This is a genomic window from Guyparkeria sp. WRN-7 (assembly GCF_001641825.1).
GTDB lineage: Bacteria > Pseudomonadota > Gammaproteobacteria > Halothiobacillales > Halothiobacillaceae > Guyparkeria.
Map to the genome: position 1 here is coordinate 268218 of NZ_LRFH01000002.1, position 12451 is coordinate 280668.

Sequence of the window (12451 nt, forward strand, 5' to 3'; positions counted from 1 at the left end):
GACGCGGCAACGCCGCTTGCCCTAGTCGACATACGGCCCGCGCTGGCGAATCGGCTCACCGTGAGGGCGACCCGCGGCGATCATCAGCTCGCTCGCCTCGCGGGTTTGGATGCGGATGGTGGCTTCGTCTTCCAGGAAGGCGGCCTGCGTGCGGGCTAGGGAGATGCCATTGACCTCGGCCGCTCCCCCCTTGAGATAGACGATCGCCCGCCAACCGACCGGCAACGTCAGCTCGTACGCCGCGCCGGGCTCCAGCAAAAGCTGCCGGTAAAGCGCATCGGTCAGCAGTTTGACCTCGCCATCGGCACCCGCGATGTGACGGACCGTCCCGCCCGGCACGGTTTCCTCGGGGATCGTGGCGGCCGGCGCCTCCTGATAGGCGGGCTCCTCGGCCTTGAGCCGCTGCGGCAGGTTCACCCACAGCTGGATGCCGCTGGTGGCCTCTTCGGTCGAGGGCATTTCCGAGTGCACGATTCCGGCACCGGCGGTGAACCGCTGCGCCCCGCCGGCACCCACGCGCGAGACGTTGCCGAGATTGTCCCGGTGCTCGAGCTCGCCGCTGAACAGGTAGGTGATCGCCTCGAAACCGCGATGCGGATGCTCCGGGAATCCCGTGCCCGGGCTGAGCTCGAAGTGGTCGAACATCACGAATGGGTCGAAGTTCATGAATGCCGGCAGCGGCAGGTGTCGCGTGACGCGCGCGCCCGCCCCCTCCTGCATCACGGTCGCATCGCGGATGGTCACGCTCATATCAGCACCCCGCCCTGGTCGCGATGATGGGGCTGACGAAAGTCGAGCGCCGGGCCGGCCGGCACGATTCCGGTCGGGTTGATCCAGTCGTGGCTGCAGTAATAGTGGTGCTTGATGTGCTCGAGATTGACCGTCTCGGCCACACCCGGCCACTGGTACAGCTCGCGCGTGAACGCCCACAGGTTGGGAAACTCCACCAGCCGTTGCCGGTTGCACTTGAAGTGGCCGTGGTAGACGGCATCGAAGCGCACCAGCGTGGTGAACAAACGCCAGTCGGCCTCGGTGAGGCGCTCGTCGACCAGATAGCGCTGCTTGGCCAGTCGCGCCTCGAGTTCGTCAAGCGTGTCGAACAGTTCATCGAAGGCGGCCTCGTAGGCCGATTGTGTGGTCGCGAACCCGGCCCGATAAACCCCGTTGTTGACGTTGTCGTAGACGATCTCGTTGATCGCGTCGATGGCGCCACGCCATTCGACCGGGTAGTAGTCGTCGCGGTTGCCGGTCAGCTCGTCGAACGCCGAGTTGAACATCCGCACAATCTCGGAGGATTCGTTGTTGACGATCGTCTGGCGCTTCTTGTCCCACAGCACCGGCACGGTGACGATGCCGCTCACCTTGGGATCCGCCTTGGTATAGAGCTCGTGCAGATGATGCGCCCCGAGCTGGCTGTCCGGCGTGGCACCGGGGAAATCGCCGAAATGCCAGCCCTCCGGCCCCATGTAGGGATGGACCACATCGACGCTCACCAGGTCTTTCAGCCCCTTGAGCGCGCGGAATATCAGGGTGCGGTGGGCCCAGGGGCAGGCATAGGAGACGTAGAGGTGATAGCGGTCCGGTTCGGCCGGAAAGCCGCCCTCGCCAGTGGGCCCCGGCGCCCCATCGGGCGTGATCCAGTTGCGAAACATCGAATCCTTGCGGACGAATTCCCCGCCCTTCGATTCCGACTCGAACCAGTCGGTGTGCAGCTTCCCCTCCACGAGCAGGCTCATCTACGTCTCCCATGAGTGAAAAAAACGATCCGGTCGACCGGGCCGGCAACGTCCATGCATGTCGGCGACCGGCGGCTGAGTATGGATCAAATCGAACATCAATTTATCGAAATATACTGAATCGTGGTTTCGAAAAGGCCGCAAGTTGCGCTTGGACCGGATCGGGCCCGCAGGCTTATGGGCCGATCACGAGATTCTGTGCCGTAAACCGCGGCCCTGCGGGAAAAAACTCTTACCATGACCGGTAGATACACCACGGCACGCGATCCTCATGTCCGCTTCGCTCCTCCAACACCCCTGGCTGATGCTGCTGGCCGGCGCCCTGGTCATCGGACTGGCCTTCGGTGCCATCGCCGGCGCCACCCGCTACTGCAACATGGGCGCGGTCTCGGACTGGGTGCTGACCGGCGACCTGGGGCGCATGCGCGCCTGGCTGCTGTCGATCGCGGTCGCCGTTGCGGCCGTGGCGGTCCTCGAGTTCGCCGGTGTGTTCGATCTGGACCAGACACGCGTCAACTACCGCGCGGCGTACTTCCCGTGGCTGCGCTATCTGCTGGGCGGACTGCTGTTCGGTATCGGCATGGTGCTCGCCGGCGGCTGCACCACCAAAACCCTGGTCAACATCGGCCAGGGCGACATGAAGTCGCTGTGGGCCTACGCGGTAGTCGGGCTGACGGCCGCCACCCTGCTCTACTGGCCGGAGGCGCGCTGGTTCGTCGACCAGACCCTCGCCTGGCCGGGACTGAGCTTCGAATCGCTCTCGATCGACCATCAGGACGTCGGCGCCCTGCTTGCCGGCGCGACCGATCAGGGTGCGCTGAGGGATTGGCGCCTGGTCACGGCCATCGTCGCAGCTGCGGGGCTGGTGCTCTGGCTGTGGCGGCTGGACCAGGCGCGTCGCATGCGCCGAGCAGACGTGATCGGCGGCCTCGGCATCGGGCTGGTGATCACCGCCGGCTGGCTCTGGACCGGCTCGGCCACGGGCCAGGCCCTGATGAACGAGGCAAGCCTCGCCTTCCAGCCACCCGCGGGCACCGGCAGCCAGTCACTGAGCTTCGTCGCCCCGGCGGCCGAGGCGTTCCGCCTCGCGAGTAATCCGGTGCTGGCCTGGCTGACGTTCGGCATCGTCGCCATGAGCGGGGTGATCCTCGGTGCCGGCATCTGGGCACTGCTGCGGCGACAGTTCCGCTGGCAGGGCTTCACTTCCTGGCCACAGTTCGCCTCCTACACCGCCGGCGGCGCGCTGATGGGCAGCGGCGGCATCATCGCCATGGGCTGCTCGGTGGGCCAGGGGCTGTCCGGCACTTCCACCTTGGCACTGGGCAGCCTGCTGGCAATTTCCACCATCGTGCTGGGCGCTTTCCTCGCCCTCAAGACCCTGCTGTACCGGGCGCTCTACCCCGAGAGTCGCCCTCACCTGACCGCCTGTGCCCTGCTGGCCGATCTGCGCCTGATCCCGCGCCGCTGCCACCCATTCAGCGACGAGACCCCCAGCGGCGACCGCCCCGCCGGCTGCTCGCGCTGATCGATCGACGCCCCGCCCCCGGGATGCCCGCGAAACCAGGCTGCTTTCGACCTCACCTCCGGCCGAACTGACATTTCGCCCCAATTCCGTCGAAAAAAAATCAAAAATGCGTTGCAAACAAACAACGCAATCATCACTTCGGGCACACCATGAAACGCCATATCCGCGTTTCTTGCCGCCCCCCTTTTCCGCATCGCCAGACCTCAAACCCCACCATGACAGCGTTCGCGCCACATAAGGGACGGCGAAACGGTATTAGCCCGATTAATTAGTAGGCGATTGCATTAAATCGCATTTGGCACAATCATTCGTTCATAAGAAAAACAATAAACACTCAAAAATTGTGTTGAATGAACGAAGGAAATGACGGTGCACATCATGGAATCCAACCTATTCCGCAGGACAACGCTCTCGACACTGGTCGCCCTGGGCTGCGCGACCCTCGGCGGGCAGGCCATGGCAGGCGAGGTGCTCGATCTCGACTACACCACCGGTGACGGCTACGTCTTCTACGACGAATCCGACGGCCTCTACGAGCCGGGCCTGAAGATCATCACCGGCCAGACCAACAATGACGATGCCAACGGCACGACGCCGAGAGAAGCGCTCAACTGCATCCTGTCGAACCGGGAAACCTCCTTCTGCGACGGCCCGCCGCGGTCGAGCAAGCGGGTCAAGAACCATCTGACCGGCATGGGCGCCTTCGACACGGTCTACACCACCGCCTCGACCGGTGGCACCACCGAGTACTTCAACTACGGCAAGCTCACCAACGACACCGGCGCCCGGCTCACCGGCTTCAAGGTGATCGTTGGCACCGGGACGGGCAGCGATTTTGTCGCCGCCGACGACACCACGCTCGCCGGCCTGCTGAGTCTCGACGGCCAGCAGGGCGACAACCAGGACCCTCGGGCCAATGTCCCCTGCGGCCTCTTCGGTTCGGGCTGCGCGCACACCGACGAGGTGGGCTACTTCGAGCTGCAGGATGGAACGGATGACGGCAACGACCAGTTCACGTTCCAGCTGGACGGGACCGACACGTTGGTCGCCGTACGCGGCAGCATCGAGGATGACTACCTTGCTGTCGTCGGTGACGGCATCCTGTCATCCAACCAGGTACCGGATGGCCTGTTCCTCGACGATGGCGACCCGGATACCGAGGACGACCTGCTCTACTGGTACACCGGCACCGAATGGCGCGACGGCAACAACGACCCGGTCGACCAGGCCACCGTCGATGCCGAGATGGCCAAATCGAACACGTACGTGTCCGAGATCGAGGACATGGCGAACGTCAACATCAACTACTCGTTCGACGTTGCCGACATCAACGGCTTTACGGTGCGCTTCGTGCCGATGTTCTCGCCGATCGTGACCGCCGCCGCCTCGGAGTACCAGTTCGGTGTCGCCGCCGGTCTCGACAGCAGCGCGATCAGCTTCCTGGCTGCCGACCCGGAATACGCCACCGTCATCAACGACGTGCTGGCCCTGCCGACCGCAGCCGAGCAGCAACAGGCCCTCGAGCGCATCGGCACGAGCTACCTGCGCAACTTCGGTACGCAAGGCTTCCTGATCGGTCGCGACCAGTTCGACCAGGTACTGAGTCACCTTTCGCGTAGCCGCATGGGCACGACCGGCACTGCCAGCGGGCAGATGAACGCCAGCGCGACCTCCGTCGAGGACATCAGTGCGATCCGTCTGGCCTCGTCCGACTCCTCGCCGCAGGCGCTCGCCGGCCTGATGGCGGGCACCGGTTCGGATGGCAGCATGGCGATCACCGACCGCTTCTCGCTGTTCTTCGGCGGCAGCATTTCTCAGGGCGAGATGGACAGCACCACCAACGGGGCGGGCGCCGACTACGACGGCTACAGCCTCACCGGTGGCGCGGACTATCGCTTCTTCGAGAACACCCGCCTGGGTGCTGCGATCGGCTATGGCGAGAACGACGCCAGCGTGGTGGACAACCGCGGCGATCTCACCGTCGACGGCACCACCGCCATGCTCTACGGCAGCTACGGCCAGGCGACTGGCCCGTTCGTCGATGCCGCGGCCGGCTACTCGTGGCTCGATTACGAGAACGACCGTCACATCGCGTTCGGCAGCTATGACCGCATGGCAGAGAGCGATACCGACGGGACGCAGAAGAGCTTCACCCTCGGTGGCGGCTACAACTTCGAACTGGGTCGCGTGATCGCCGGTCCGAGCGCGCGCTTCGAGTACCACAACCTCGATATCGACGGTTACGAGGAAACCGGCGCCGGCGTACTGTCCATGTCGGTGGAGGACATGGAGTTCAAGTCCCGCACCATGTGGTTCGGCGGCCAGGTCGCCATGCCGATGGATCTGGACAATGGCGGCTCGCTCCGTCCGCACGCCTCGCTGCACCTCGTGAAGGAACTCGAGAACAGCGCAAGCTCGGTGCAGACCAACTTCACCGGCGGCACGCTGCCGTTCAGCACCCCGCTCGATGGCCGTGACGACGAGTACTTCCACGCGGGTCTCGGCCTCGACGCCAACTTCACCTCGTTCGGTCAGCCGATGACCGTGTCGCTCAACTACGACGGCACGCTCGACAACGACGATTACGACGAGCACCGCGGCAGCGTCAGCATCAGCATGGCGTTCTGACGTCCCCCTGCACGCAAGCAAAAACCCCGTGCCTGCATGGCACGGGGTTTTTTTGTGTCTGCCGCCAAGGAATTCCGGCCGTCGGTCTACTCGAGCTTCAGCAACGGCGCGCGCTCCCCTTCAAGCACGAATGCGCTCAGCGCCGGGGAAAGCTCGACATCCACCCGCGCTGCACCGGGCAGTTCACGCGGCTCACTCCAACCGGCCTTGCCCGACTCGTCGTATTCCATGACCCGGTAGACAAACGGCTCGTCGCTGCTGTTGAGCAGGGTGAGGTGGCCGCTGATCGTCGGCCCCGATTCCACACCGGTCTGGTCACGCACCCGCTCGATGTGTCCCTGCACGTACTCCGGCAACCCCAACGAAACGATGTGGTCATGCAACTTGAGATTGACGTGCGACTGACCCTTCAGCGCCTCGCCGTGCGAGGCATCGAACACGAACATGTTGAGGTAGGTCGCGGTCGCTCCGCCGTCGGTCTCGCGGCAGCCGCGGAAGCGGGTGTCGGGGAATACGCCCGAAAGCACCCAACCGGTCCAGCCCAGCGTCCCCTCGCGCTCGGAGGCGCCGATACCGCGATCGCAGTCACCGGTCGTCACCTTGGAAGTCGCGAACAGGCCGGTGGTCTCGCGTTCGCGGATGTCGCCGACGTCAAGCTCGGCCTCGACCTGGGCCTCGCAACCGGCGAGCAGTCCCCCGGCAAGCAACAGTGGCAACAGGGCCGGCCTGATGGAGGGAAATCTGTCGGGAAAACGTCGCATGGGAGCAGCCTCGCTGGAATGAAACGGCGCACCGATCGGCCGGCAGGGAAACCGTGCCCGGTCATGTTCAGATGTTAGCACCCTGCCCTCGAGGCCTCGGCCCGACCCTCACTTCGGTCTAGAATCGCGGCATGAATCTCAGCCTCACCCTGACTTTCCTCGGCGGCGTCGGCCTGTTCCTGCTGGGCATGCGCCTGATGACCGACGGCCTCAAGGTCGCCGCCGGCGATGCGCTGCGCGAAATCCTGGCCCGCGGCACGGCCACCACCCCGCGAGGCATCCTCTCCGGCATCGGCATCACGGCGGTGGTGCAGTCCTCCTCGGCGGTGATCTTCGCCACCGTCGGTTTCGTCAATGCCGGCCTGCTGACGCTGTTCCAGGCCATCGGCGTGATCATCGGCAGCAACATCGGCACCACCGCCACCTCGTGGCTGGTCGCGCTGGTCGGCTTCAAGGTCGACCTGCAGGCACTCGCCCTGCCAGCGGTCGCCATCGGCATGCTGCTGCGCGTCACCGGCCGGGGCAAACGGCGCGCCTACCTGGGTGACGCCCTGACCGGCTTCGGCATCTTCTTCCTGGGGCTGGACGTGCTCAAGACCGCGTTCGGCGACTTCGGCCAGGGCTTCGACCTGGCCGAGCACACCGGCAACGGCATCCTGAGCCTGCTGATGTTCGTCGCTATCGGTGTCGTGATGACGGTGGTGATGAACTCCTCGAGCGCCTCGCTCGCCCTCACCCTGACCGCCGCCGGCACCGGCGTGATCCCGCTGACCGCCGGTGCGGCCATGGTGATCGGTGCCAACGTCGGCACCACCTCGACCGCCCTGTTCGCGGTGATCGGCGCGACCTCCGCAGCCAAGCGGGCCGCCGTGGCCCACGTGCTCTTCAACGTGGTGGTCGGCGTGGTTGCCTTCGTCGGCCTGCCGGTGCTGCTGTGGCTGGTAGCCCACGCCGCCATCTTGCTCAGGTTGGAGCCCGGCCCGGCGACCTCCCTGGCGATCTTCCACACCGCCACCAAGCTGCTGGGCATGGCCATCTTCTGGCCGCTGACACATCGACTGGTGGCCCTGCTCGAGCAGCGGTTCCGCACCGCCGAGGAGGACGAGGGTCGGCCGCGGCACCTCGACCGCCACATCGCCTCCACACCGGATCTGGCGCTCGACGCGCTCGACATGGAGCTCAAGCGCATCGGCGAGATCGCCCGGCGCGGCGCCCGCGACGTGATCAGCATGGAAGGATCCGCCGCCATCGACCGACTGCATCGCGATCGCGAGATCGTCGATCGTCTGATCCTCGCCACGGCGGAATTCAGCAATCGCGCCCAGTACGGCGAGATGCCGGCCTCGATCGCGGAGGGGTTCCCGATCGCCATGCGTGTGAGCCGCTATTACGGCGACGTCGTCGAGCACGTCGAGCAGATCGCCAAACTCGAGGCGACGCTCCCCACGCCCGTCGATCCGAGCCTGCAGGAAGCGCTGACCGAATTCCGCCGCGAGACGGCCCACGTCCTGTCGTTGGCCGACCCCGATGTCGAGGACTTCGGCATGAAGCCGCTCAAGCGGGCGATCAAGGATTTCGCCGATGATTACCAGGCCCTGAAGACACTGCTGCTGCGCGCGGGCGCCGACGATCGTCTGCCGGTACGCCAGATGGTCGCCCGCCTCGACGAGCTGAGCCATGTCCGCCGCATCGTCGACCAGGCCTACAAGGCCGCCAAGTACACCCGCCGGCTGCGCAAGCAGATCCGTCACGGGGAAGCAGCCGGCTCCGCCGAGTTCGACGATACCTACGGGGACGATGCCGTGATGCGGATGACGGATGCGCCCACCCCCGCCAGCCGGAGCAACGAACCGGAGCCGGACGCATCATCGGACGACCGCAAGACGCCGGCCAGGCCCTGACGCCTGTCCCTACAAGAAAACCGCCGACGTATGCCGGCGGTTCTTCTCCTCCGGTCCTGCTCCAGCGAAGCGCTAACGAAGGTCGCAGCGCCCGGCGTTCATGACCTTGTTCCAGGCGGAGACGAAGTCCCGGACGAACCGGCCACCGGCATCGTCCTGGGCATAGGCCTCGGCGATCGCGCGCAGTTGCGAGTTCGAGCCGAACACCAGGTCGACCCGGGTACCGGTCCACTTGAGCTCGCCGGTCTGGCGGTCACGTCCCTCGTAGATGTCCTCGTCGGCGGCGGTCGGCTGCCAGACGGTGTCCATGTCGACCAGGTTGACGAAGAAGTCGTTGGTCAGCGTGCCCGGCTCGTCGGTGAACACGCCGTGCCGGCTGTCGCCGAAATTCGCACCCAGCACCCGCATGCCGCCGACCAGCACGGTCATCTCCGGGGCCGACAGTCCCAGCAGCTGCGCGCGATCGACCAGCATCTCCTCGTCGGTGACCGTGAATTTGGCCCGGCGGTAGTTGCGAAAGCCGTCGGCCTCCGGCTCCATCGGCTCGAAGGAGGCGGCGTCGGTCTGATCGGCGGTCGCGTCGGTGCGGCCCGGAGCAAACGGCACGTCGACCGGGTAGCCGGCATCCCAGGCCGCCACCTCGATGGCTGCCGCCCCGCCGAGCACGATCAGATCGGCCAGCGACACCCGCTTGTCGCCGTACTGGGCGTCGTTGAACGCCTTCTGGATGCCTTCCAGCACGTGGATCACGCGCGCGAGTTGCTCGGGCTCGTTGACGGCCCAGTCCTTCTGCGGGGCAAGGCGAATACGTGCCCCGTTCGCACCACCACGCTTGTCCGAGCCACGGAACGTGCAGGCGGACGACCAGGCGGTATAGACCAGCTCGCGCAGGGACAGCCCCGACTCGAGAATGCTCGCCTTGAGCGCATCGGCATCCTGCTCGTCGATCAGCACGTGGTCGACCGGCGGCACCGGGTCCTGCCAGATCAGGTCCTCCTCCGGCACCTCGGGGCCGAGGTAACAGTCCTTCGGCCCCATGTCGCGGTGAGTCAGCTTGAACCAGGCCCGCGCAAAGGCGTCGGCGAACTCGTCCGGGTTCGCGTGGAAGTGCCTGGCGATCTCGCGGTAGGTCGGGTCCTCGCGCATCGCCATGTCGGCGGTGCTCATCATGATGCCGACCTTGACGTTCGGGTCCTCGGCATCCGGGGCATGGTCCTTCTCGGCGAGGTTCTTCGGCTTCCATTGCCACGCACCGGCCGGGCTCTTGGTCCGCTCCCAGTCGTAACCGAACAGCACGTCGAAGTAGCTCATGTCCCACTGGGTCGGCGTCGGTGTCCAGGAGCCCTCCAGCCCACTGGTGATCGTGTCGCGCCCCTTGCCACTGCCATGGCTGCTCTTCCAGCCGAACCCCATCGCCTCGATCGGCGCGGCCTCCGGCTCCGGCCCGACCTGTGCGGCATCACCGGCACCATGCACCTTGCCGAAGGTGTGCCCGCCGGCGGTCAGGGCGACGGTCTCGTAGTCGTTCATCGCCATGCGCTCGAAGGTCTCGCGGATGTCCTTCGCCGAGGCGAGCGGGTCGGGTTCGCCGTCCGGGCCCTCGGGATTGACGTAGATCAGGCCCATCTGCACGGCGGCCAGCGGGTTCTCCAGCTCGCGGTTGCCGGAATAGCGGCTGTGCGGCTTGTCGCTGGTCGCCAGCCATTCGGTCTCAGCACCCCAGTAGATGTCCTCCTCGGGCGCCCAGATGTCCTCGCGCCCGCCGCCGAAACCGAAGGTCTTCAGCCCCATCGATTCCAGCGCGACATTGCCGGCGAGGATGTAGAGGTCTGCCCAGGAGAGCTTGTTGCCGTATTTCTGCTTGATTGGCCAGAGCAGGCGACGGGCCTTGTCGAGGTTGGCGTTGTCCGGCCAGCTGTTGATCGGCGCGAAGCGCTGGTTGCCGGTGGACGCCCCGCCGCGTCCGTCCGCGGTGCGGTAGGTGCCCGCCGAGTGCCAGGCCATGCGGATGATGAACGGGCCGTAATGGCCGTAGTCGGCCGGCCACCATTCCTTGGAGTCGGTCATCAGCTCGGTGAGATCCTGCTTGACCGCCGCGAGATCGAGCTGCTTGAACGCCTCGGCGTAATCGAAGTCTTCGCCCAGCGGACTGGATACCGGCGTGTGCTGATGCAGGATGCCGAGGTTGAGTTGCTCGGGCCACCAGTCCCTGGCCCCACCACCGCCACCGCCGAGCCGTGTACGGCTGCCGTGCATGACCGGGCACTTGCCTGCTGTCGTGTTCTCGCCCATCTCCGTCTCCTTGCCGTGTCATTGGTATCGGGCCACCAACCTTGTGCCGGCCCCGTCCGCGAATGTGCGCCAATGCCTCGGATCGATCCGAGACACGCACCGGCCGGCACCGGGCCCCGCCGGGGAAGCCGATCACCGCACCGTCGTTTTCACTCAAGGAAACTAGGCCGCCCCTACCGCAAGCACAAATTGCATTTCATCACCGAAAAAATAGTTTCCCGCTATCATTGGTTTTCCTAATGGATGCTCGCATCAATCAAAGCACCCGCGGGCACCCGTCCCGCAGACAAGCGGTGTAGCATCCGGGCATTCCCCCACTGATGACGACCATGCGCCTGCGTCGAAAAACGTTCTTCCCAATCCTGCTCGCCATGGTGTTGCTCGCCTGGCTGGTGATGGGGATATGGCATGTATACAAGCCCATGCCCGGCGGTCTCGACGTCGCCACCCCCTGGGTGCCCGCCGTCGACGTACGCTTCCTTTCCGACACCACCTACGTCACGACGGACGGCGAGACCGAGAGCGACCAGGCGATCTTCGATGCGGCACTGGAGATGGTGGACGGCGCCCGACAGCTGCTGGTGCTCGACATGTTCCTGTTCAACGACTTCGCCGGCGAGACCGACGGCCGGCACCGGCCGTTGTCCGAGGAACTGACACAGGCCCTGATCGAGCAACGCGAGCGCCAGCCCTCGCTCGATGCGCTGTTCATCACCGACCCGGTAAACACCGTCTACGGCAGTCTCTCGCCGAGCCATTTCCAGCGCCTGGAGGCCGCGGGTATCGACGTGCTGGAAACGGATCTCGCGCGGCTGCGCGACCCCAACCCGCTGTGGTCGGGACTCTGGCGGCTTTGCTGCCGGTGGCTGGATGCCGAACCCGGCCAGGGCTGGCTGCCCAATCCGCTGGCCGAACGCCGTGCGAGCCTCGCCTCCTGGATGCGGCTGCTCAACTTCAAGGCGAACCATCGCAAGACGGTAATCGCCGATCGGGGCAAGCGCTGGGAGGGGCTGGTCACGTCGGCGAACCCGCACGATGCCAGCAGCCGGCACGGCAATGTCGCCCTGCGTTTTTCCGGCCCGGCCGCGCTCGACCTCCTGGCCACCGAGCGGTCGGCCGCTGCCATCAGCGGACTCGATCGGGCCTTCCCCATGCCCAGGGCGCCGACGCGGGACTATCTCGAGGCCGACGAGGGCCGGCTGCGGATCCTGACCGAAGCGCGCATCCGCGAAGCCGCCATCGACATGATCGATGCCGCCCGGACAGACGAACGACTGGATCTGGCGATGTTCTACCTCTCGCATCGCGGCGTGATCGAGGCCCTAAAGCGCGCCGCCCGTCGCGGCGTGCCGGTCCGCGCCCTGCTCGACCCCAACCACGATGCCTTCGGCCGCAAGAAGAGCGGCCTGCCCAACCGCCCGGTGGGCATGGAGCTGCACCGCGCCGGTGTCGAAGTGCGCTGGTGCCTGACCACCGGCGAGCAGTGCCATGCCAAGCTTCTGCTGCTGCGTCATGCCGACGGCAGCGGCGAGGTGCTGCTGGGCTCGGCCAACTTCACCCGCCGCAATCTCGACAACTTCAATATGGAGACCAACGTCGAGTGGCAGG

At 65.8% G+C, this 12451-nt stretch carries 8 protein-coding genes; 4 read left to right on the top strand and 4 right to left on the bottom strand.

What is annotated here, in order from left to right; genetic code table 11:
* Positions 1 to 21: 21 nt before the first annotated feature.
* On the bottom strand, positions 22 to 750 hold the full coding sequence (locus tag AWR35_RS01420) for a pirin family protein (protein WP_058574174.1): 729 nt from the start codon (positions 748 to 750) through the stop codon (positions 22 to 24).
* A complete protein-coding gene (locus AWR35_RS01425; protein ID WP_058574175.1) occupies positions 747 to 1736 on the bottom strand; it encodes a glutathione S-transferase family protein in 990 nt (329 codons plus the stop codon). The genes AWR35_RS01420 and AWR35_RS01425 overlap by 4 nt, the downstream gene beginning before the upstream one ends.
* A gap of 271 nt (positions 1737 to 2007) precedes the next feature.
* Between AWR35_RS01425 and AWR35_RS01430 the strand changes: the two genes are divergently transcribed.
* Positions 2008 to 3261 (top strand): YeeE/YedE family protein, encoded by a 1254-nt coding sequence (locus tag AWR35_RS01430; protein ID WP_058574176.1) that lies wholly within the window; start codon positions 2008 to 2010, stop codon positions 3259 to 3261.
* A gap of 378 nt (positions 3262 to 3639) precedes the next feature.
* A complete protein-coding gene (locus tag AWR35_RS01435) occupies positions 3640 to 5889 on the top strand; it encodes a choice-of-anchor F family protein (protein ID WP_197408094.1) in 2250 nt (749 codons plus the stop codon).
* Between the two features lie 86 nt (positions 5890 to 5975).
* Here AWR35_RS01435 and AWR35_RS01440 read toward each other — a convergent pair whose 3' ends face one another.
* Positions 5976 to 6650, bottom strand: a complete 675-nt coding sequence (locus tag AWR35_RS01440; protein ID WP_058574178.1) for a hypothetical protein — start codon at positions 6648 to 6650, stop codon at positions 5976 to 5978.
* Positions 6651 to 6781: 131 nt separating this feature from the next.
* On the opposite strand from AWR35_RS01440, the gene AWR35_RS01445 reads away from it, so the two are divergent.
* Positions 6782 to 8551 carry a Na/Pi symporter gene (locus tag AWR35_RS01445; RefSeq protein ID WP_058574179.1) on the top strand — a complete coding sequence of 590 codons (1770 nt, stop codon included), beginning with the start codon at positions 6782 to 6784 and terminating at the stop codon, positions 8549 to 8551.
* A 72-nt stretch (positions 8552 to 8623) separates the two neighbouring features.
* On the opposite strand, the gene katG is transcribed toward AWR35_RS01445, so the two are convergent.
* The gene (gene katG / locus AWR35_RS01450) at positions 8624 to 10843 is read right to left on the bottom strand and encodes a catalase/peroxidase HPI (RefSeq protein WP_082663831.1); all 2220 of its coding nucleotides are present in this window, start codon (positions 10841 to 10843) and stop codon (positions 8624 to 8626) included.
* A 320-nt stretch (positions 10844 to 11163) separates the two neighbouring features.
* Here katG and AWR35_RS01455 point away from each other — a divergent pair.
* A partial coding sequence (locus tag AWR35_RS01455) for a phospholipase D-like domain-containing protein (RefSeq protein WP_058574180.1) occupies positions 11164 to 12451 on the top strand: 1288 nt, incomplete at its 3' end.